This window comes from Mesorhizobium sp. P2_D1, assembly GCF_056404455.1.
In genome coordinates this window covers 74,633-96,664 of sequence record NZ_JBFUDZ010000019.1, presented here as the reverse complement: position 1 = coordinate 96,664, position 22,032 = coordinate 74,633, and the positions used below count along the sequence as shown (strand labels likewise).

At 63.9% G+C, this 22,032-nt stretch carries 18 protein-coding genes and 1 riboswitch; of the genes, 10 read left to right on the top strand and 8 right to left on the bottom strand.

Annotated elements, in window-relative coordinates:
• Positions 1-20: 20 nt before the first annotated feature.
• Complete coding sequence (locus tag AC1D0I_RS16210) at positions 21-1,163, top strand: citrate/2-methylcitrate synthase (RefSeq protein ID WP_477396317.1); 1,143 nt, start codon at positions 21-23, stop codon at positions 1,161-1,163.
• 39 nt (positions 1,164-1,202) lie between these two features.
• On the opposite strand, the gene phaR is transcribed toward AC1D0I_RS16210, so the two are convergent.
• A complete protein-coding gene (phaR, locus tag AC1D0I_RS16205) occupies positions 1,203-1,811 on the bottom strand; it encodes a polyhydroxyalkanoate synthesis repressor PhaR (protein WP_477396315.1) in 609 nt (202 codons plus the stop codon).
• A gap of 297 nt (positions 1,812-2,108) precedes the next feature.
• Here phaR and AC1D0I_RS16200 point away from each other — a divergent pair, with 297 nt between their 5' ends.
• The 6 genes from AC1D0I_RS16200 to AC1D0I_RS16175 all read left to right on the top strand — a co-directional run bounded on the left by AC1D0I_RS16200 (position 2,109) and on the right by AC1D0I_RS16175 (position 10,217).
• Positions 2,109-3,287, top strand: coding sequence for an acetyl-CoA C-acetyltransferase (locus tag AC1D0I_RS16200; protein ID WP_477396313.1), 1,179 nt, complete (start codon positions 2,109-2,111; stop codon positions 3,285-3,287).
• 93 nt (positions 3,288-3,380) lie between these two features.
• The gene (gene phbB / locus AC1D0I_RS16195; RefSeq protein WP_477227704.1) at positions 3,381-4,106 is read left to right on the top strand and encodes an acetoacetyl-CoA reductase; all 726 of its coding nucleotides are present in this window, start codon (positions 3,381-3,383) and stop codon (positions 4,104-4,106) included.
• Between the two features lie 774 nt (positions 4,107-4,880).
• Complete coding sequence (locus tag AC1D0I_RS16190) at positions 4,881-8,276, top strand: helicase-related protein (protein WP_477396311.1); 3,396 nt, start codon at positions 4,881-4,883, stop codon at positions 8,274-8,276.
• A 17-nt stretch (positions 8,277-8,293) separates the two neighbouring features.
• The gene (locus tag AC1D0I_RS16185; protein ID WP_095089461.1) at positions 8,294-8,692 is read left to right on the top strand and encodes an RNA-binding S4 domain-containing protein; all 399 of its coding nucleotides are present in this window, start codon (positions 8,294-8,296) and stop codon (positions 8,690-8,692) included.
• Positions 8,693-8,926: 234 nt separating this feature from the next.
• Entirely contained in the window at positions 8,927-9,265 is a 339-nt protein-coding gene (gene fdxA, locus AC1D0I_RS16180) for a ferredoxin FdxA (protein WP_095089463.1), read from the top strand.
• Between the two features lie 370 nt (positions 9,266-9,635).
• On the top strand, positions 9,636-10,217 hold the full coding sequence (locus AC1D0I_RS16175; protein ID WP_006327799.1) for a CarD family transcriptional regulator: 582 nt from the start codon (positions 9,636-9,638) through the stop codon (positions 10,215-10,217).
• Between the two features lie 84 nt (positions 10,218-10,301).
• On the opposite strand, the gene AC1D0I_RS16170 is transcribed toward AC1D0I_RS16175, so the two are convergent.
• From AC1D0I_RS16170 to AC1D0I_RS16160, 3 genes are all read right to left on the bottom strand, one after another.
• A complete protein-coding gene (locus AC1D0I_RS16170) occupies positions 10,302-11,075 on the bottom strand; it encodes an amino acid ABC transporter ATP-binding protein (RefSeq protein WP_477396309.1) in 774 nt (257 codons plus the stop codon).
• A complete protein-coding gene (locus AC1D0I_RS16165) occupies positions 11,072-11,752 on the bottom strand; it encodes an amino acid ABC transporter permease (RefSeq protein WP_095089467.1) in 681 nt (226 codons plus the stop codon). The genes AC1D0I_RS16170 and AC1D0I_RS16165 overlap by 4 nt, the downstream gene beginning before the upstream one ends.
• A 136-nt stretch (positions 11,753-11,888) precedes the next feature.
• Entirely contained in the window at positions 11,889-12,662 is a 774-nt protein-coding gene (locus tag AC1D0I_RS16160) for an amino acid ABC transporter substrate-binding protein (RefSeq protein ID WP_477227703.1), read from the bottom strand.
• Positions 12,663-12,990: 328 nt separating this feature from the next.
• On the opposite strand from AC1D0I_RS16160, the gene AC1D0I_RS16155 reads away from it, so the two are divergent.
• Positions 12,991-13,854 carry an RNA polymerase factor sigma-32 gene (locus tag AC1D0I_RS16155; protein ID WP_477396307.1) on the top strand — a complete coding sequence of 288 codons (864 nt, stop codon included), beginning with the start codon at positions 12,991-12,993 and terminating at the stop codon, positions 13,852-13,854.
• Between the two features lie 15 nt (positions 13,855-13,869).
• Here AC1D0I_RS16155 and AC1D0I_RS16150 read toward each other — a convergent pair whose 3' ends face one another.
• The 4 genes from AC1D0I_RS16150 to thiB form a co-directional block, all read right to left on the bottom strand.
• Positions 13,870-15,339: a M48 family metalloprotease gene (locus tag AC1D0I_RS16150; protein ID WP_477396305.1), complete on the bottom strand. Its 1,470-nt coding sequence runs from the start codon at positions 15,337-15,339 to the stop codon at positions 13,870-13,872.
• Positions 15,340-15,599: 260 nt separating this feature from the next.
• Entirely contained in the window at positions 15,600-16,382 is a 783-nt protein-coding gene (gene thiQ, locus AC1D0I_RS16145) for a thiamine ABC transporter ATP-binding protein (protein WP_477396303.1), read from the bottom strand.
• A complete protein-coding gene (gene thiP / locus AC1D0I_RS16140; protein ID WP_477396301.1) occupies positions 16,375-18,000 on the bottom strand; it encodes a thiamine/thiamine pyrophosphate ABC transporter permease in 1,626 nt (541 codons plus the stop codon). The genes thiQ and thiP overlap by 8 nt, the downstream gene beginning before the upstream one ends.
• A gap of 257 nt (positions 18,001-18,257) precedes the next feature.
• Complete coding sequence (gene thiB, locus AC1D0I_RS16135; protein WP_477396299.1) at positions 18,258-19,256, bottom strand: thiamine ABC transporter substrate binding subunit; 999 nt, start codon at positions 19,254-19,256, stop codon at positions 18,258-18,260.
• Positions 19,257-19,299: 43 nt separating this feature from the next.
• Positions 19,300-19,414, bottom strand: a riboswitch (TPP riboswitch).
• 88 nt (positions 19,415-19,502) lie between these two features.
• Between thiB and AC1D0I_RS16130 the strand changes: the two genes are divergently transcribed.
• Together AC1D0I_RS16130 and AC1D0I_RS16125 are read left to right on the top strand one after the other, a co-directional pair.
• Positions 19,503-20,147: a thiamine diphosphokinase gene (locus AC1D0I_RS16130; protein WP_477396297.1), complete on the top strand. Its 645-nt coding sequence runs from the start codon at positions 19,503-19,505 to the stop codon at positions 20,145-20,147.
• Position 20,148: 1 nt separating this feature from the next.
• Positions 20,149-21,969, top strand: a complete 1,821-nt coding sequence (locus tag AC1D0I_RS16125; RefSeq protein ID WP_477396295.1) for an ABC-F family ATP-binding cassette domain-containing protein — start codon at positions 20,149-20,151, stop codon at positions 21,967-21,969.
• Positions 21,970-22,032: the final 63 nt, after the last annotated feature.

The window sequence follows — 22,032 nt, the reverse complement described above, 5'->3', positions numbered from 1 at the left end:
AATCAATATCAGAGTTCGATATGTCCGAGTGGTTGTCGCGGGAAGAGGCGCTGGAAAGGCTCAAGGTGCGGCCCCAGACACTCTACGCCTATGTCAGCCGCGGCCGCATCGGCATGCAACCGGACCGCGCCGATCCGCGCCGCAGCCAATATCGTGCCGACGACATAGCGGCACTGGCAACGCGAAGGGCGCGAGGACGCAGCCCGTCGGCCATCGCCGAAAGCGCCATTGCCTGGGGCGAACCGTCGATCGTCACCTCGATCTCGACCGTCCTGCACGGTCATCTTGTCTATCGTGGCCAGGACGCCGTTGCGCTTTCAGCGAGTGCCACGTTGGAAGAAACAGCGGCAGTGCTCTGGGCGCTGCCTGAACCGGTGGCCTTCCGAGCGCCGGCGCCGGATGCGGCCCACCAACCCGGCCGGGCCTCGGCCTTTGCGCAACTTGCCGTGCTTGCCGGCCAGGGGCGGCCTTCACTCGGGCGCAGCGCCACCTCGCTGCATGCCGATGCCGCGCACGCGGTCGGCGTGTTGGCCAGCGCCTTGGGCGCATCAGCGGGACCGGACCCAGTTCATCGGCGATTGGCGCGGGACTGGTCGGTGGATGCAGCGGGAGCCGATGCGATCCGCCGCGCGCTCGTCCTGCTCGCCGACCACGAACTCAACGCATCGACCTTCGCCGCCCGTGTCGCGGCCTCGACCGGAGCGCCGATGGCCGCTTGCCTGCTCGCTGGGTTGGCGACATTGTCAGGCCCTCGCCATGGCGGCGCCGGCGAAGCGGTGATGCAACTGGCCGAGGATGCGGGGCGGCACGGTGCCGAGGCGGCGATCCGGCGCTGGCTCAGCCATGACCGGCCTCTGCCGAGCTTCGGCCATCCGCTCTATCCCGACGGCGATCCCCGCGCGGCGGCATTGCTGAGCGTAATCGACATCGATGATCTTTCTCAATCGCTGCGTGATGCGGCCCTTGCCGCGACCGGCACACGCCCGAACATCGACTTCGCATTGGCCGTGCTGACACGCGGCCTTGGCTTGCCGCGCGATGCACCGTTCCGCCTGTTCGCACTCGCACGCRGCGTCGGCTGGGCCGCGCACACGATCGAACAGGTGACAAGTGGAAGTGTCATCAGGCCACGCGGCCGCTATGAGGGATTGCTGCCGCGATAGCACTATGCGCCGGCTAGCGGATCTTTCGATCCGAACCGTTCACGACATCGTGTCGAGCTTGCGCTGCATGGCGGCGATCTGATCCTTCAGATCCTGAAGGTCGTCGGGCTTTTCCGGTGTTTCCTTCCTGCCCGGCTCGGCCGGGGCCGCGGCTGGCGCGGAACCCGGCGGCGGGAAGGGCGTGAACAGCCGCATTGCATTCTGGAACATTTCCATGTTGCGCCGCGTCTGCTCCTCCAGCGCCTTGATCGGCGTGGTGATCTTCATCATGTCCAGCGGCGACTTGCCGAGCGCACCCTTCATCTGCTCGCGAAAGCGTTCCTGCTCCTTGGAGAAGGCCAGCATGGACTGTTCGAGGAAGCTTGGCACGATCATCTGCATCTGGTCGCCGTAATAGGCGATCAGCTGGCGCAGGAACGGGATCGGCAGCATGTTCTGCCCATCCTTGTTCTCCAGCTCGAAGATGATCTGGGTCAGCACCGGATGGGTGATGTCGTCACCGGTCTTGGCGTCCTGGACGGTGAACTCCTCGCCCTTCTTGACCATCTCGGCGAGGTCCTCGAGCGTCACATAGGTGCTGGTGCCGGTGTTGTAGAGGCGGCGATTGGCGTATTTCTTGATGATGATCGGATCGTCTTTCGCGGCCATCTGCATCCTCCCCGGGACACCGGCGCCCCCGAGTAAGCCGCCGGTAACGATTGTGCCTTTTTTGAGGATATGCGCAAAAGCCTCACAATTCCAAGCAGTTTGTGCACTGCGGCATCATTAAATGCTGCATAGCAGGCAAAATATGCTGCGCAGCAACGGACAGAGTAGCGCCATCGCAAGGTGCGATGTGCTTGCAGCGCATGGGCGCCATGCCCATTTCCGGTTTGACTTGGGTTCTGGAAAGGGCAAGAAAAGTCCTCAACGACAGAACAACACCCTTGAAGTCTGGAGAAGAAAATGTCCGCTTCCATCGTCATTGCCAGTGCGGCGCGCACGCCGGTCGGCTCCTTCAACGGCGCTTTCGCCACCACCCCGGCGCATGAGCTCGGTGCTATCGTCATCAAGGAACTGCTGTCGCGTGCCGGTGTCGAACCAGGCGAGGTCGACGAGGTCATCCTCGGCCAGGTGCTGACCGCCGCTCAGGGTCAGAACCCGGCCCGCCAGGCATCGATCAATGCCGGCTTGCCCAAGGAAACCACGGCCTGGGGCCTCAACCAGGTTTGCGGCTCGGGCCTTCGCGCCATTGCGCTCGGCATGCAGCAGATCGCCACCGGCGATGCCAAGGTGGTCATCGCCGGCGGACAGGAATCGATGTCGCTTTCGGCGCATGCCCAGCACCTGCGCGCCGGCGTCAAGATGGGCGACTTCAAGCTGATCGACACCATGATCAAGGACGGACTGTGGGATGCCTTCAACGGCTACCACATGGGCAACACCGCCGAAAACGTCGCTCGTCAGTTCCAGATCACCCGCGACGATCAGGACCAGTTCGCGCTCGCCTCGCAGAACAAGGCCGAGGCGGCGCAGAAGGCCGGCAAGTTCAAGGACGAGATCGTCGCCGTCACCATCAAGGGCAGGAAGGGCGACACCATTGTCGACCAGGACGAGTACATCCGCCACGGCGCCACGCTCGACGCCATGACCAAGCTCAAGCCGGCTTTCGACAAGGACGGTACGGTGACCGCCGCCAACGCCTCCGGCATCAATGACGGCGCCGCCGGTGCGGTGCTGATGAGCGAAGCCGAAGCGGTGAGGCGCAGCATCACCCCGCTGGCGCGCATCGTGTCCTGGGCAACCGCCGGCGTCGACCCCCAGATCATGGGCACCGGTCCGATACCGGCTTCGCGCAAGGCATTGGAGAAGGCCGGCTGGTCGGTCGGCGATCTCGACCTGATCGAGGCCAACGAGGCCTTTGCCGCCCAGGCTTGCGCCGTCAACAAGGACATGGGCTGGGATCCCTCGATCGTCAACGTCAATGGCGGCGCCATTGCCATTGGCCATCCGATCGGTGCGTCGGGTGCCCGCATCTTCAACACGCTGGTTTTCGAGATGCGCCGGCGCGGCGCCAAGAAAGGCCTCGCCACCCTGTGCATCGGCGGCGGCATGGGCGTCGCCATGTGCGTGGAAGCGCTCTAGGGATATCACCTGAACGGGCGGCGCGAGCCGCCCGGTCGGTATGCAGTGCCTGCCAAGCCCGACAACAGGGCGATATCAAAATAGGGGAAACGCATGACCAAGGTAGCAATCGTCACAGGCGGATCGCGCGGCATCGGCGCGGCGATCTCGATCGCATTGAAGAACGCCGGCTATTCGGTTGCCGCCAACTACGCCGGCAATGACGACGCGGCGGCGAAATTCAAGGCCGAGACCGGCATCCCGGTCTACAAATGGTCGGTCGCCGACTATGATTCCTGCACCGCCGGCATCAAGCAGGTCGAGGCTGATCTCGGTCCGGTCTCGGTGTTGGTCAACAATGCCGGCATCACACGCGACGCCATGTTCCACAAGATCACGCGCGAACAGTGGAAAGAGGTCATCGACACCAATTTGTCGGGCGTCTTCAACATGACGCATCCGCTGTGGAGCGGCATGCGCGACCGCAAGTTCGGCCGTGTCATCACCATCTCCTCGATCAACGGCCAGAAGGGCCAGGCCGGACAGGTGAATTATTCCGCCGCCAAGGCCGGCGACATCGGCTTTTCGAAGGCGCTCGCCCAGGAAGGGGCCCGCGCCGGCATCACCGTCAATGTCATCTGCCCCGGCTATATCGCCACCGAAATGGTCAAGGCGATCGACGAGAAGGTGCTCAACGAGCGCATCATCCCGCAGATCCCGATCGGTCGCCTCGGCGAGCCGGAAGAGATCGCGCGCTGCGTCGTCTTCCTCGCATCCGAAGATGCAGGCTTCATCACCGGCTCGACCATCACAGCCAATGGCGGCCAATACTTCGCCTGAAGCAATTCACTTCGCCTGAAGCATCCCAGGAAAAGTGTGAAGCGATTTTCTGTCCAGACGGCATAAGCGCCGGTGTGAGTGGCGAGACCGACGGGCCGGCAAACCGGTCCGTCTTTTGCCGGCGGCTTTATGCCTTCGGCCTGCCCCACGCCGGCTGCTGACCCAATCCGGCACGCAGAGGTTAACAGCCACCGGCCGCCTTGTGCAAAAGCGGCTCTGCAACCTGTGGATTCTTGGTGGATAAGCTGTTCGCAACACAAGATATTGGGGTGAACAAAACGGGAAGATTCTGGCATCGCCGATTCGTAGCCGGTTCGTTCCGGCTTTGAGCGGAGTGTTAACGACGACAGCCGGAATCGCCCGTCAAATCCTGAACGCCGTTTAGGAAAGGTTAACAATTTCATAATCTTGGATGAGGCTGACCAAAGCATTCCAGTCGTTCGCCGGCAAAGGTTAACGGCAGAGCTCGCCCTGCATGAAACGGGCCAGTTCGTTGATTCAGCATGTGGTGAGACTCATGGTCACAAAATCCATATGTAGCCGTGAACAAAAGCTGAATCTGGTCGAGTCACTGATTCGTGTCCGATTCGTTCCAGACTCGTTCCAACTGTTAACCCGCAGCCAATCTGGAGCCTGACAGGAGACGACTTCGAGCCGCCGGTGGAACATTCCGCTTTCGCTTCGCGCTCGAAATCCTTATGTGTCGCCTGTCATACGCGCCACTTGAGGCACGCTCCCGACAACGAGAGACCAGAAAGCCTTATTTCCAGGTCGATGAACATCCAGTCGAAACATACCGAGCCGCTGATCCTGTCGGGCCGTGACGTGACCGCCGTGCTTGGGCCGACCAACACCGGCAAGACCCATCTCGCCATCGAGCGCATGGTGGCGCACGAGAGCGGCATCATCGGCCTGCCGCTCAGGCTGCTTGCGCGTGAGGTCTATGGCCGCGTCTGCGAAAAGGTCGGCGCCCACAAGGTCGCGCTGATCACCGGCGAGGAGAAGATCCAGCCGCCCGGCGCCAAATATTCGGTCTGCACCGTCGAGGCCATGCCGCGCGAGACCGACGCCGCCTTCGTCGCCATCGACGAGGTGCAGTTGGCCAGCGATCTCGAGCGCGGCCACATCTTCACCGACCGCATCCTGCACCTGCGCGGCCGCCAGGAAACGCTGCTGCTGGGTGCGGCCACCATGCACGGCATCCTCCAGCGCCTCTTGAAGGGCGTCTCCGTGGTGACGCGGCCGAGGCTTTCGCATCTCGCCTATGCCGGCTCGAAGAAGCTGACGCGGCTGCCGCGGCGCACGGCGATCGTCGCCTTCTCCGCCGACGAGGTCTATGCCATCGCTGAATTGATCCGCCGCCAGCAGGGCGGCGCCGCCGTCGTGCTCGGCGCGCTGTCGCCTCGCACCCGCAACGCCCAGGTGGCGCTGTTCCAGTCGGGCGACGTCGACTATCTGATCGCCACCGACGCCATCGGCATGGGTCTCAACCTTGATCTCGATCATGTCGCCTTCGCCCAGAACCGCAAGTTCGACGGCTATCAGTATCGCAACCTGACGGCGGCCGAGCTCGGCCAGATCGCCGGCCGCGCCGGTCGGCATCTTCGCGACGGCACGTTTGGCGTCACCGGCCAGGTCGATCCGCTGGACGAGGATCTGGTCAAGAAGATCGAAGGCCACGACTTCGACCCGGTGAAGGTGCTGCAGTGGCGCACCGCGCATTTCGACTTCGCCAACCTCGACGCGCTGAAACGCTCGATCGAGACCAACGCCCCGGTCGAGGGGCTGACGCGGGCACTGCCTGCCGTCGATGCGCAGGCGCTCGAGCACCTGTCGCGCGACGAGGATATCCGCGCACTCGCCACCAATGCCAAACGCGTGGAGCTCCTGTGGGAAGCCTGCGCGCTGCCCGACTACCGCAAGATCGCGCCGGCCCAGCATGCCGACCTCATTGCTTCGATCTATACGGACCTCGCCCGGCATGGCCATGTCGACGAAAATTACATGGCCGAGCAGGTGCGCCGCGCCGACACCACCGAAGGCGACATCGACACGCTGTCGCATCGCATTGCCCAGATCCGCACCTGGACATTCGTGTCGAACCGGCCCGGCTGGCTGGCCGATCAGGCACACTGGCAGGAAAAGACGCGCGAAATCGAAGACAGATTGTCGGATGCGCTGCATGAGCGGTTGACGAAACGCTTCGTAGACCGCAGGACTTCCGTCCTCATGCGGCGCCTTAGAGAAAATACCATGCCTGAAGCCGAAATTAGTCCTACCGGAACCGTCCTTGTCGAAGGCCATCATGTCGGCGAGTTGCAAGGGTTCCGCTTCACCGCCGACCAGACCGCCGGCGGCGAAGACGCCAAGGCTGTGCGCACCGCCGCCCAGAAGGCGCTGGCCGCCGAATTCGAGGCGCGCGCCGAACGCTTCGGTGCTTGCGCCAATGGCGACATCGCACTCGGCTCGGATGGCACGTTGCGCTGGATCGGCGCGCCGATCGGCACACTGGTTGCCGGCGAAGACACGCTCAAGCCGCGCCTCGTGCTGCTGGCCGACGAACAGTTGACTGGCCCGGCGCGCGACAAGGTCGCGGCGCGTGCCGAACGTTTCGTCAATTTCCAGATCGAGTTGCTGCTGAAGCCGCTGGTCGACCTGAAGAACGCCGACCAGATTGCCGGCATCGGCCGCGGCATCGCCTTCCAGCTGGTCGAGAATTTCGGCCTCATCAACCGCCGCGACATTGCCGAGGAGATGAAGTCGCTCGACCAGGAGGGCCGTGCAGCCCTTCGACGTCTCGGCGTGCGCTTCGGCGCCTACCATGTCTTCGTGCCGGCGCTGATCAAGCCGGCGCCAGCCGGACTGGTGACGCTGCTGTGGGCGCTGAAGAACGACGGCAAGGACAAGCCGGGCTTTGGCGACGTGGTCCATGCACTCGCCTCCGGCCGCACCTCGGTGGTCATCGATCCCACTTTCGACAAGACCTTCTACAAGCTTGCCGGCTACCGCAATCTCGGCCGCCGCGCGGTGCGCATCGACATTCTGGAGCGGCTGGCGGATTTGATCCGCCCGGCGACCAACTGGAAGCCTGGTCTCGGCCAACGGCCGGACGGCGCCTATGACGGCCAGTCCTTCATGGTGACGCCGCCGATGATGTCGATCCTCGGCGCCACCGCCGACGACATGGAAGAGATCCTGAAAGGTCTCGGCTACCGTGCCGAGCCGAAGCCGGCCGTCGAGGTCAAGGCGCGGCTCGAGGCGCAGGACAATGCCGCGCGCGAAGCGGCGGCGGCGAAGGCCGCGGCTGAAGAGGCCACACGGGCCGAGCAGGCCAAGGCAGCGGAAGCCACGGCGGTCGACGCGGCTGCGGAGGCGCCGGTCGAAGGTTCGGAGCCGGCTGCCGCTGTCGAGGCCACCGCCGAAATTCCTGTCGAAACCATAGCGGAAGCGGCGGCCGAGCCGGTCGCGGAAGAACAACCCGAAGCGCCGGCCGAAGCCACGGAAGAAGCAGCAACCGAGGCCGTCGCCGACGCGGTCGCCAAACCCGTGCTGGCTGCCGAGCCAGAGACGGAAGCCGAACCTGTCGCGACTGCATCGGCCGAGCCAGTTTCCGAAGCTGCGCCCGCGGCTGAAGTGACGTCGGACGAGCCTGTCGTGGTAGCCGATGCAGCCGCCAGCGAGCCCGCTCCGGAAGCCGAGGCCCCAAAGCCGATCCTGTTGTGGCGTCAGGGCCGTTTCGAACAGCGCCCCCGCCATCCCGGCCGCAACAATCGCTCGCGCAACGGACAGGCGCGCGGCCGAAACGACGCGCCTGCGGATGCTGCCGGTGCGCCGGCCGCAGCCACGCCTGGAGAACGTCCTGCCCACGAGGGGCGGCGCGACGGCACCGGCAAGCCGCGCTTCGACCGCTCGAAGTTCAAGCCCAAGCCGCAGGGCGAGGGCGAGCAGCGTCGTGAAGGCCGCCCACAAGGCGAGCGCCCCGACCGACGCGAAGGTCGGCCCGACTGGAAGGGCGGCAGGCCGGATGGCAAGGGTGGCGGCCCCGATCGAGGCAAGGGCGGCGGAAAGCCGACCTTCCAGCCGAAGCCGCGCGAGGAGCGCCCGGTGCGCTTCGATCCGGACTCGCCCTTCGCCAAGCTCGCGGCTTTGCGCGACCAGCTGAAGAAGTAGACTCAGGGCTCGCGTCGATGGTTGCCCCAACGGCTGCCCGAGACCGCCAGCGCATCGACAAATGGCTGTTCTTCTCGCGCGCCGTGAAATCGCGCTCGCTGGCGGCGAAACTTGTGGTCGCCGGCCGGGTTCGCATCAATCGCGACAAAGCAGCGCAGGCCTCCGATCTGGTCAAGCCTGGAGACGTCCTGACCATCACACTTGATCGTCGGATCTTCGTCTGGAAGGTGCTGACCGCCGGCGTGCGGCGTGGTCCGGCCGAGGAGGCACGCACGCTGTACGAGGATATCTCGCCGCCGCCCGCGCCGACGGGCGAAGCCCCTCCCGATGCAATTCCGGCGCTGCGCGAGGCCGGCAGCGGCCGCCCGACGAAGAAGGAACGCCGCCAGACCGACCGCTTGCTTGGTGATGACTGATGGGTCGGCCAAAAAGTGCGCGACGATTTTGGGGCAACGAGACGCACAAAACGAACCCTGAACCCGGCAAACAAGGCACTTCGCGGGACCTGACCGATCCCTACCGGGCCTGCAGTCTGGAATTCCATTTCGGAAACGCCGATGCCGCCAGGCATGGCTGCCCTTGCAAGCTGCGGGCAAAGGCGTTACCTCACGGAAAAAGCCCAACAAAATGGGACGTCCCGGAGCCGACCGATGACCTATGTCGTGACCGACAATTGCATCAAATGCAAATATATGGACTGCATCGAGGTCTGTCCGGTCGATTGTTTCTACGAAGGCGAGAACATGCTCGTCATCCACCCCGACGAGTGCATCGACTGCGGCGTCTGCGAGCCGGAATGCCCGGCCGACGCGATCAAGCCCGACACCGAGTCGGGGCTCGACAAATGGTTGCAGATTAACACCGAGTACGCCGAGAAATGGCCCAATATCACCGCCAAGAAGGAACCTCCGGCCGACGCCAAATCCTTCGACGGCGAGGCCGGTAAGTTCGAGAAATACTTCTCGGCCGAGCCCGGCGAAGGCGATTGACAACAGGTCCGCAAAGGCTGGTATTACGTTGGGTAAGAGACAGGTCACATAAAGCGCCTTGACAGGCGGCGCTTAACTGTGGCCTTCGCTTATGCAGCAAAACCTTGATTCTTCCGACTTTTTGTGTTACATCAGCCAAACATGCCGGTGACACAACGTCGATTTATGGCGCAGACGCCCCAAATCACTGAAAGGTGAAAATCTCATTCCGGACCAGAGCGATCTGGGCCAGGCGGTCGCACTATTGCGGTTTGCCGGTCCCGGCTTTTCCGGATGGGTTCATCTGTTGTGCGGCTAACGATCGGCTTCCCCGATCGCGCGAGTTCGGGCCGGCAGGACGCCGGTACCACAACAAGGAGTTCAGGGCGCAATGGCAACGATAACCCCGCAGAAGAAGTCCACCGCTGCGCGTCACGGTTTCAAGACCGGCGAGTACATTGTCTATCCGGCGCATGGCGTCGGCCAGATCGTCTCGATCGACGAGCAGGAAGTCGCTGGGCACAAGCTGGAACTGTTCGTCATCGACTTCCAGAAGGACAAGATGCGTCTGAAGGTGCCGGTCGCCAAGGCGACCTCCATCGGCATGCGCAAGCTGTCGGAAGAAGATTATGTCGAGCGCGCGCTGAAAGTCGTGCAGGGCCGCGCCCGCGTCAAGCGCACCATGTGGTCGCGCCGCGCCCAGGAGTATGATGCGAAGATCAATTCCGGCGACCTGATCTCGATCTCGGAAGTTGTGCGCGACCTCTACCGCGCCGACAACCAGCCCGAGCAGTCTTATTCCGAACGCCAGCTCTACGAGGCGGCACTCGACCGCATGGCCCGCGAGATCGCGGCCGTCAACCGGATGTCGGAAACCGAAGCCGTGCGCCTGATCGAGGTCAATCTCAACAAGGGCCCTAAGCGAGGCGCCAAGGCCGATAATGAGGAAGCCGAGCAGGAAGAAGCTGCCTGAACTTTTTCAGCTTTGAATCCATGAAAACCCGGCCTCGTGCCGGGTTTTTTGTTTCTGGGACAATAGGCTGAAGGAGGACGGCGCCTACGCCTCACCGCCGCCTTCCCTCTCCGCTTCTTGCTTCAGCGTCGCAATGAAACGCCTCGTCCGCTGGTGTTCCGGATTGCCGAACAGCAGGGCCGCCGGGCCTTTCTCGACGATGACGCCGGCATCGAGGAAGACCACCTCCTGCGCGATCTTGGAGGCGAGSCGCAGATCATGCGTCGCCATCACCATGGTCGTCCCCTCGCTGGCGAGCTTGCCGAGCACGTCGACCACYTCYTGCGCCAGTTCCGGGTCGAGCGCCGAGGTTGGCTCGTCGCACAGCAACACTTTCGGCGACGGGGCCAGCGCGCGAGCGATCGCCACGCGCTGCTGCTGGCCGCCCGACAGGGTTGCCGGCCAGGCGTCGGCCTTGTGTGCCATGCCGACCTTCTCCAGCAAAGCGAGCGCCCGCTCGCGCGCCCGCTCCGTTGGCCATTTCAGCACCGTCACCAGCCCTTCCATGACATTCTCGATCGCGGTGCGATGCGGAAACAGCTGGAAGTTCTGGAACACCATGCCGGTTTGCAGGCGCAGGCGCCGGATATCCCTGGCCGGAACCTTGACGCCGGGGTGGAATTCGAGCGTCTCGTCACCGATCCGCACCGTGCCGGATGTCGGGATCTCCAGCAGGTTGATGCAGCGCAGCAGCGTGCTCTTGCCGCCGCCCGAAGGGCCGACCAGCGCCGTCACGCTGCCTTCGGCGATGGTGACCGTCACGCCCTTCAGCACGAGATTGTCGCCGAAGCGCTTTTCGATGTTGGTGAGGCCGATCATGAGCGCGCCTCCAGGAAGCCGCCATAGCGATTGAGTCGTTCTTCCAGCCGCGTCTGCAAGGCCGACAGCACCGAGCTCATCGCCAGATAGAGGATCGCCGCCTCGACATAGAGGATCAGCGGCTCATAGGTTGTGGCGACGATGCGCTGCGCCGCCTGGAACATCTCCGGAACGGTGATGGCGGCGGCCAGCGACGTATCCTTGACCAGCGAGATGAAGGTGTTGGAGAGCGGCGGCACCGCGACCCGTCCGGCCTGGGGCAGGATGGTGCGCCGCATCGCCTGGCTCCAGGTCATGCCTATCGAATAGGCGGCTTCCCACTGGCCTTTCGGCACCGAGCCTATAGCGGCGCGGATGATTTCCGACGTGTAGGCGCCGATGTTGAGCGTGAAGCCGATCAACGCGGCGGTAAAGGCGTCGAGCAGGATGCCGACCGACGGCAGGCCGTAGAAGATCAGGAACAGCTGCACCAGCAGCGGCGTGCCGCGGAAGATCCAGACATAGAAGCGCACAAGCGCGACCAGCGGCTTCGGGCCGAACAGCCGGGCAAGCGCTGCACCGAGTCCGACCGTCAAGCCGAGAACGAAGGACAGCAGTGTCAACGGCACGGTGAAGATCAGGGCCGCCCACAAGAGCGAAGGCAGCGACTCCAGCATCAGTTGCAGCCAGTGCGGCACGTAAGACCCTCCAAATGGTCGAGGCGGCTTGATCAGGCGCGAATGCGCTCGACATATCACGACAAAAGCGGCGGACCGTCAAAGACGGCTCGCCGCTTGATATCTCATCGGCCGGTGACTGGCCTCGCCGCGTAGATTACTTCGAAACGTCCTGGCCGAAATACGTGTCGGCGATCTTCTTGTAGGTGCCGTCGGCCTTGATGTCGGCCAGCGCCTTGTTGATCGCCGCAACCAGTTCCGGATCGCCTTTGCGCACGATGACGCCGGAATAGTCGGCATTTTCCTCTTGCGCGGCGATCTTCACATTGGCGTCGGGCTTGTGCTTCTTGAAGTCGAGGAACGACAGGCTGTCATTGATGGTGGCATCGGCGCGGCCGGTCAGAAGCAGCTGGATCGACTGGTCGAAGCCGTCGGTGCCGACGAGTTCGGCGCCGTTGGTCTCTGCGAGCTTGCCAAAATTCGAGGTCAGCGACTGCGCCGACTTCTTGCCCTTGAGATCGGCGAAGGTCTTGATGTCGGTGTTGTCGCCGCGCACGATCAGCACCGCCTTGGAGGCGATGTAGGGATCGGAGAAGTCATATTTGGCCTTGCGCGCGTCGGTGATGCCGACTTCGTTGATGACGGTATCATAGCGATTGGCGTCGAGACCGGCGATCAGCCCGTCCCACTTGCCTTCGAGGAACTCGGCCTTGACGCCGAGCTTGTCGGCGATGGCCTTGGCGATTTCGACGTCGAAGCCGACCAGAGCGCCCGAAGTGTCATGATAGGTGAACGGCGCATAGGTGCCTTCCGTACCGACCTTGATAACGCCCGCCTGCTTGATCTGGTCGAGATTGGCGCCGGCATGGCCCGACGTGACAGCCAGAGCCTGCAGCGTTCCGGCGATGATAAGCGACTTGAGCCATTTCATTTTTCTGTGATCCCGTCCTTGGCCGGCTGTCCGGCATGTTGTGAGGGTTGGAAACTGACAGATACAAGTCGAAAAAATAAGGAACGAGATTTCAAAAACAACCAACTTCTGAAATCAGATTCTCGAAATAGTGCTTTTTGGCCGCAATCGACAGGGTCGCCGATCATCGCCGAGATCCCTCGGACAACAAATCCAGCCGCCAACGGCTACGGAACCATTTTCCTGCATGGCACGTTCTGGATTTCTAGGGCACGACGCTGCGATTTCAACCCGGGCGCCCTGCCAAGTTTGCAAAGTCATCCGCATCGCCTGAGCCAGGGAGCGCCTCATGATGGAAGACACTGCAGGACGGATCATGGTCCGCGCGGCAATGAGGGCTCCCTACCTCGAACGTGAAGAAGAGCACCGACTCGCATTGCTCTGGAAACAAGACAACGACCAGAACGCGCTGCACAGCATCACGGTTGCGCATATGCGGCTGGTCATTTCCATGGCATCCAAATTCCGCCACTACGGTCTGCCGCTCGGCGATCTGATCCAGGAAGGGCATGTCGGCCTGCTTGAAGCGGCCGCCCGCTTCGAGCCTGAACGCGAGGTGCGGTTTTCGACTTACGCGACGTGGTGGATCCGCGCCTCGATGCAGGACTACATCCTGCGCAACTGGTCTATTGTGCGCGGCGGCACCAGCTCGGCGCAGAAGGCACTTTTCTTCAACCTGCGCCGCTTGCGCGCGCGGCTGGCCAACGGCACCGAACCGCTGTCCAACGCAACGCTCTATCGCGAGGTATCGGAGGCGCTCGGCGTCTCCGAGGCCGACGTTGCGATGATGGATTCGCGGCTGTCGGCACCCGACTCCTCGCTCAACATGCCGGTTGCCGATGACTCGGGTTCGAACGAGCGCATGGATTTCCTCGTCTCGGACGATCCGCTGCCCGACGAGGTCGTCGGCGACACGATCGATGTCGAGCGCCGCTCCGTGTGGTTGAAAGCGGCGCTCGCCGCCCTCAATGCCCGCGAGCTCCGGATCATCGAGGAACGCCGGTTGAGCGACGAAGGTGCAACGCTGGAAGCGCTTGGCGAGACGCTTGGCATCTCCAAGGAACGCGTCCGCCAGATCGAGGCGCGCGCCATGGAAAAGCTCAAGGTGGCGCTGGTGAAGCAGAATCCGGAATTTCTGGCCACTGCCGCCTGACGCGCGGCAGGTGTCTTACTTGTCGGTGACGATCTTGACCTTGTCGCCGGCCGAGACTGCGGCACCTGGCGACAGCGCATTCAGCACGCGGAACAGGTCGAGCTTGCGATCGACACCAACCATCTGGGCGGAAAGCGAACCCATCGTCTGGCCGGGCTGAACGGTGACGACGCGGATATGCAGCGGCTTCAGCGCCGCCTTTTCCGCGGCACTGAGGATACGGAACGATCCGCTCACCGAACGCGCCACCGCATCCAGCGACGTGCTGGYCGACGGCGCCGCCGTCAGCAGCCGGTAGACCTGGCCGCCGGCGCGGATCACGGCGATATCGAACTGCCAGCCTTCGGCACCGGCATGCGCGGTCGCCGCCTCGTTACCGTTGATCGTTTCCTGCTTGACGGTGCTGTCGTCCAGCCCAGCCACCCAGCCGCTGCGGATATAGTCGGTGAGCGCCCGGTTCTTGTCGATCGAAACACCGTCGAAGCGGATCGCCATGTCACCAGGCCCGGTTGCCGTCACCGCTGCCGCCGAATTGTCGATGATGAAGCCTTGAGGCACCGAGAAGGACACGCCGAGGCCCGGATGCAGGAAGGTTTCGCCGCGGACATAGCCTTCCTCGGGCGTGTCGCCATAGAGCAGGCCGTCTATGCCGGCGAGGAACGAATCGCGGTCGCGGGTGCCGAAGCCGGGCGCGCCGAACTGGCGGGCATGGCGCTGCGCCAGATCGATGCGCTGCGGCGTGTTGGGGTGCGTGGCCAGGAAGTCGAGGCTGGCGTCGGTGGCGCCGCTGATCGAGCGGAAATCGGTATAGGCCGACATCGACTGCAGGAAGCGGCCGGCGGCGAAAGGATCGTAGCCGGCTTCGCCGATCGACTTGATGCCGATGGCGTCGGCCTCCAGCTCCTGGTTGCGCGAGAATTGCGCCAGTCTCAGCTTGCCGCGGATCAAGGCCGCCTTGGCGGTCGGGCTGTCGCCGAGCACATCCGAAACTACCTTGGTCGCCAGGCCTTCCTCGGCTTCCAGCTGTTGGCGCTGCAAGCCATGGTTGGCGGTGACGTGGCCCATCTCATGCGCGATGACCGCGGCAAGCTCGGCCGAATCATTGGCCAGCGCCAGCAGACCGCGCGTGATGTAGAGATAACCGCCCGGCAGCGCGAAGGCATTGACGTTGGGCGAATTCAAAATGGTAATGCGATAGGTCTGCGTCGGATTGGCCGACACGACGGTCAGATTGCCGACCACCTTGGCGACCATGCGCTCGAGCTTGGGATCTGAATATTCGCCGCCATAGGTGGCCAGGATGCGCGGATGCTGCGCCTTGGCCAGTTCGGCGAGCTTGCTGTTGGCAGCGACATTGTCGACAGTGATCGGCCTGTCGGAAGGCTGGAAGCCGGATTCCTGAACCTCGGGAGGCGTGAACATCTGACAGCTCGCCAGCGCCACGGCAAAGCCGGCCAGCGTGAGAAAGCGCGCCAGCGGATTCATTCGTAGTTTGTCAACGCCGATCGCCAGAACGGCTTCCTTTCGGGTCCCGGCGCATGACCACGAAAATCGGGGGCGATCTTCGGAAAATGTCATGCGCTATCTCAAACTGCTGCAGCATCCGTCGCGCGTCCCCTCGGGGGCGAGCGGCGGATGCTGCAGGCAAATCACGGCCTGTGCCGGACCAGTAGGGCGGACCTAGCCACACTCCTCCAGCCATGGCAAGCAAGCGCCGCATCGCCTGGAGCCGGTTTGACCGTAAATTATGTCCGCTTCCGGGCAACATCTCGTGATACGGCATCCCCGGCACCCGTGCCGATATAGCGCCGGAACACTTCCGGGCCAGCCCCGGTGAAGAATTCGTCCGCCTTGCCGGTTGCCGCGACAACGCCATTGTCCAGAAACACCACGTGCTCGCCGATTCGGCGGGCATCCTCCGGCTGGTGGGTGACGAACAGCACCGTCATGCCTCGTTCGGCATGCACCGCGGCGACCAGATCCAGCATGTCGTCGCGCAGCGCCGGGCCGAGCGAGGCGAAGGGTTCGTCGAGCAGGAGCACTGGCCGGTCGCGCACCAGGACCCGAGCCAGGGCGACGCGCTGGCGCTCACCGCCGGAGAGTTCGCGCGGCAGGCGCTTTTCCTTGGCGGCAAGGCCGGTGCGTTCGAGCGCCTCAGCGATCGCGGCGCGGTCCGCTTCGGTCAGCAGCAAGGATGGCGAGCGGCCGAGCCCGACATTCTGCTCCACTGAGAGATGCGCAAAGAGATTGTTTTCCTGGAACACCATCGACACGGGCCGCGCTGACGGTGGCTCAGCGCTGACATCGACCCCGCCGATCAGCACGCGGCCCGACTGCGGCGTCTCGAACCCCGCCACTACGTTGAGCAGCGTCGACTTGCCAGAACCGCTAGGCCCCATGATGGCGGTGATTTTCGCCGCGGCGAAATCGACATCGAAAACGAGCGGCGCCTCGCCATAGCTGAATGACACCTGGTCCAGCCGCACCGGGGCGCCCTTTTCAGTCCTGCTGGCCACCCCGTCAGGCATCCCGGTCCTTCTCCGTTCCCAGCCAGTGCGCCGCCATGATCAACGCGAGGCAGACGAGGCCGAGCAGCAGCGCCAGGCCGGCAGCGTCCTGCGTGCGGTAGCTGCCCATGCGCGCCAACAGAAGGTAAGGCAAGGTCTGCACGGAATCACTGCCGAACAGCGCGATGACGCCGAGATCGCCGAGCGACAGCGCCATGGCGAAAGCAAAGGCGGTGGCGAGCGGCCGCCGCAGCGACGGCCAGTCGACCAGCATCAACCGGTTCCAGCCCGTGATTCCGAGCTGAGCACAGAGCCGTTCGTGACGCTCGCTCGCCGCATCATAGGCGGGACGGACAGCGCGCAGCGCGAACGGCATTGCCATCACTGCGTTGACGGTGACGACCATGACCGGGGCGATGGCAAAGACATCGCCGACATGGCGCAGCAACAGGAACCAGCCGGCGCCGACGACGATCGGCGGCACGACGAGGACAAAACCGGCGCCGGTATCGGCGGCATGTTCGAGCATCGTCTTTGTACCGGAGCGGCGGTTCAGCGCCAGCGCCCGGCGCGCCATGGTCAGCGCCAGCGACAGCGTCACGGAAAGCAGGGCCGACAGGAAGGCGAGCACCGCACTGGTCAGCGTCGCCCGCCGAACGACGGCCTCGCCGGCCAGCCGGCCGAGATCGGCGCCAAGCCCGGCCATCACCGTGGCCGCCATCGGTCCGACGACAAACAGCAACGCCAGCACGATGATCACGACGTTCAGCAAGGTCTCGGTCCCATTGACGGAGAGGTAGCGGCGTGGCGCCACCGGCAGGTTGGTGTCGCCGACCACATTGGCGCCAAGCCGCGTCAACGCCAGCACGACGACAAACGTCAAGGCGATCTGCAGTAAGGTCAGCGTGACGGCTCGAGCGGGATCGAAATCGAAGCGCAGCGCCTGGTAGATGCCGACCTCCAGCGTCGTCGCGGCCGGCCCGCCGCCAAGCGTCAGCACGATCGTGAAGGATGTGATGCAGAGCATGAACACAAGCCCGGCGACACCCGGCAACGCCGCACGCAGCGTTGGCCATTCGATCAACCGGAACGCCGGCCGCGCGCCCATGCCGAGCTGGCTGGCCAACCGCCACTGATCGGCGGGAATGGTCTGCAATGCCTCGAGGAACAGCCGCACGCTGAACGGCAGGTTGAAGAAGACATGCGCGACGAGGATGCCTGACAGGCCATAGATGCCCGGCCAGCTCCCACCGCCGATCACTGCGAACACGCCAGCGAAATAACCGGCACGGCCATAGAGAGCGAGAATGCCGAGTGCCGCGACGATCGCCGGCAGCGCCAACGGTACGGCGAACAGTTGCAGGATGAAGGAGCGGCCAGGGAAGCGTGGATGCCGCGACAGCGCGCGCGCCACCAACAGCGCCGACCCGACCGAAAGCAGCGTCGAGAGCGCCGCTTGCAAGAGCGTGAAGCGAACGACGCGCAGCAGATAAGGATCGAAGGCTGCCCAAGCGCCAGAGAAGTCGTGAGCGCCTTCGAAAAGCAGCCCGGCAAACGCGCCGCCGATCAGCAGCGCGATGGCGGCGAGCGCGATGATGCCGGCGGTGATGCGGGGGTCAGATGGATGGCGCGTGGGCATGTCGCGCTACCCAACGCTGTCATGGGTGTCAATTGATTGAAATGCTTGGCTAAGGTCTAGTTCCCGCCCACCCCCCTCTGTCCTACCGGACAWCWCCCCCGCAAGGGGGGAGATTGCTCGTTTCGCCACCCAGGCCAAATTCCAAAATGGCAGGAATGAGCGACGCGACAGAGCTGCCGATCTCCCTCCTTGCGGGGGAGATGGCCGGCAGGCCAGAGGGGGGTGACTTGGCACAAACATATGGCGAAGCTTGAATCCTACTTGCTCATCGCCGCCAGCCACTCATCGACCCAGGCCTTGCGGTTGGCGGCGACCTCCTCGGGGCTGAACAGCAAGGTCTTGGTCGGCTTGACCAATTTGTCGAAGGCCGGGTTGAGCGGCTTGTCGGTCTTGCCGGCCGGGAACATCCAGTTGGTCTCGGGGATGGCATCCTGGAATTTCGGTCCGGTCATGAAAGCCAGGAACTTTTCCGCCAGCGGGTTCTTCGCCCCTGTCGTGGTGATGCCGGCAACCTCGATCTGCAGATATTCGCCCTCTTCGAACGACGCTGCCTGGTAGCGCTCGGTGTTCTCGGCGACCATGTGATAGGCCGGCGACGTCGTGTAGGACAACACCATCGGCGCCTCGCCCTTGGTGAACAGGCCATAGGCCTCGCTCCAGCCCGGCGTCACGGTCAGCACTTTCGACTTGAGCTTGGCCCAAGCTTCCGGCGCCTTGTCGCCATAGACCGACTTGACCCACAACAGCAGGCCGAGACCCGGGGTCGAGGTGCGCGGATCCTGGATGACGATCTTGTCGTCGGCGCTGCCTTCGACCAGGTCCTTCAGGCTCTTCGGCGGGCTCTTCAGCTTTTCAGTGTCGTAGACGACGGCGAAATAGCCATAGTCGAAAGGAACGAAAGTATCGTCGCTCCAGCCGCCCGGCACATTGACGTCGGACACCGCGCCATGCGGCGCAAACAGGCCCGTGGCCTTGGCATCGGCGGTGAGATTGGTGTCGAGGCCAAGCACGATGTCGGCCTTGGTCGATGCCCCTTCCAGCCTGACGCGGTTGAGCAGCGCGACGCCGTCGGCGACGGAGACGAACTCGACATCGCAGCCGCACTCGGCCTCGAATTCCTTCTTCACCACGGGACCTGGACCCCAGTCGGCGGTGAAACTCTCATAGGTGTAGACGGTGAGCTTGTCCTTGGCCAAGGCAGGTCCGGACAGGGCCACAACCATGGCTGAGGCAAGGGAGTAGAAAAGCGTGCGCATCGGCGCCTCCTTCGTTCGAATTGAAAGGAATTGAGGCGCCGGACTGTCCGAAACGTCTAATCCCTCCGCCGGTACAAACCGGATCAGGTTCAGCGGGTTGGCGAGATTGCCTCTCAGCCGGTCCGCGAAGATCGCGTCCGGCACCCCGTTAGAGCGTTTCGACACATAGGCCGGGCCGATCCCTCACGCAAGTGGCAGTTTGCCGGCCTTCCGTTTCCCGTGCCGGGCTGGTAAGGGCCACACGATATGAGCACTTTCACCATCCTGCTTGGCGGCGATCTCGTCCGCACGCCGCGGCTCGACCACCAGGTCGAAGGCTCCCGCGTTATCGCCGCCGACGCCGGCATCGGCCATGCGCGTCTGCTGGGCCTTGTCCCGGAACTGTGGGTGGGTGATTTCGATTCCGTGCCGGCCAACCTGCCGGATGACCTCGCCGCCGTGCCCCGCCGGACCTTTCCGACGGAGAAGGACCAGACCGATGGCGAACTGGCGGTCGCCGCCGCATTGGAGCGCGGCGCGACCAGCCTGGTGCTCGCCGGCGCATTCGGCGGCAAGCGCGCCGACCACGCCTTCCTGCATCTGGCACTTGCCCTGCGGCTGGCCGAAGCCGGAACCGAGATGCTTTTGACCAGCGGGGCGCAGGAAGGCGCTCCGCTTCTGAACGGGAAAGCGGTCTTCGACTATGCCGACGGCACGTTGTTTTCGGTGCTCGGCTTTTCCGATCTTTCCGGCCTGACCGTCACCGGCGCCAAATGGCCGCTCGACCGCGTCAAGGTGGCGTTCGGCTCGTCATTGACCATCTCCAACGAGGTCAAGGGCCGCCTCGAAATCACACTCGGCCAGGGCCGCGCGCTATTGCTCGCCCACCCTTATCCACTACCTGAAAGCTGATATGGCCCCGCCCCTTCTCAATCTCGACGGGATAAAACTGACCTTCGGTGGCACGCCGCTGCTCGATGGCGCCGCCTTGACCGCCTCGGCCGGCGACAAGATCGCGCTGGTCGGCCGCAACGGCTCTGGCAAGTCGACGCTGCTGAAGATCGCCGCTGGCCTGATCGAGCCACAGGACGGCGAGGTATTCCGGCAGCCTTCGGCGACAATCCGCTATTTGCCGCAGATGCCCGACATGGAGGGTTTTGCGACGGTGCGCGCCTATGTCGAAGCAGGACTCGGGCCTGCGGACGATCCATATCGCGCCAGCTATCTGATGGAGCATCTCGGCCTGTCGGGCGAGGAGCGGCCAAACGATCTTTCCGGCGGTGAGGCCAGGCGCGCGGCACTCGCCCGCGTCATGGCGCCGGAGCCCGATATTCTGCTGCTTGATGAGCCGACCAACCATCTCGATCTCTCGGTGATCGAATGGCTGGAAGAAGAGCTCGTCCGCACCTCCTCGGCACTCGTCGTCATCTCGCACGACCGCCGTTTCCTCGAGCGCGTATCGCGCGCCACCGTCTGGCTCGACCGCGGTCAGACCCGCAGGCTGGACAAGGGGTTTGGCCATTTCGAGGAATGGCGCGACCTCGTGCTGGAAGAGGAAGAGCGCGAACAGCACAAGCTCGGCCGCCAGATCGTGCGCGAGGAGCACTGGCTGCGCTACGGCGTGACGGCGCGGCGCAAGCGCAACATGCGCCGCCTTGGCGAATTGCAGACCATGCGCCAGCGTTTTCGTGGCCATCGCGGCGCCGAAGGCTCGGCAACCATGGTGGCGAGCGACGCCGCCGAATCCGGCAAGCTGGTGATCGAGGCGAAAAACATCGAGAAGAGCTTCGGCGACCTCACCGTGGTTAGGGCATTCTCGACCCGCATCCAGCGCGGCGATCGCGTCGGCTTCGTCGGGCCGAACGGCGCCGGCAAGACGACGCTGCTGAAGATGCTGACCGGTGAGTTGAAGCCCGATGCCGGCTCGGTGCGGCTCGGCACCAATCTGGAGATCGCCACGCTCGACCAGAAGCGCGAAGCAGTCGATCCACAGGAGACGCTGGCGCAATATCTCACCGACGGACGCGGCGAGAACCTCGTCATCAATGGCGAGCAGCGCCATGTCGTCTCCTACATGAAGGATTTCCTGTTCAAGGCCGAGCAGGCACGCACGCCGGTGCGCGAGCTTTCCGGTGGCGAACGGGCGCGGCTCTTGCTGGCGCGCGTGCTGGCGCGGCCGGCAAACCTTCTGGTGCTCGATGAGCCGACCAACGATCTCGACATGGAGACGCTGGAATTGCTGCAGGAACTGGTTGCCGGCTTTGCCGGCACCGTCATCCTGGTCAGCCACGACCGCGATTTCCTCGACCGCACCGTAACCAGCATCATTGCGCCGGACGGCGGCGGCCGCTGGATCGAATATGCCGGCGGCTATTCGGACATGCTGGCGCAGCGCGGCGGCACCAGGCTAGACGATCGCAAGGCGCGGGTGAAAGCCGAAGCCGGCGAAGCCACGGCGGCAACCAAAAATGAAGCCGCCGCGCCAAAGGGGCCGGCGAAGAAACTGTCGTTCAAGCAGAAATTCACGCTGGAAACCCTGCCCAAGAAAATCGAAGCCGTGATGGCGTCGATCTCGAGGCTTGAGAACAACATCGCCGATCCGGCCTATTACGAGCGCGATCCGGCTTCGTTCCAGAAGACCATTGCCGCCCTCGACAAGGAGCGCGCGACGCTGGCCGCATTGGAGGAAGAGTGGCTGGAACTGGAGATGCTGCGCGAGGAGATGGAAGGGTGAGGAGCACCGGACCGCAACGGAGGCGTTAGCCGCCTTCGCTTGCTTGTGGGCTTTTATGCGCCT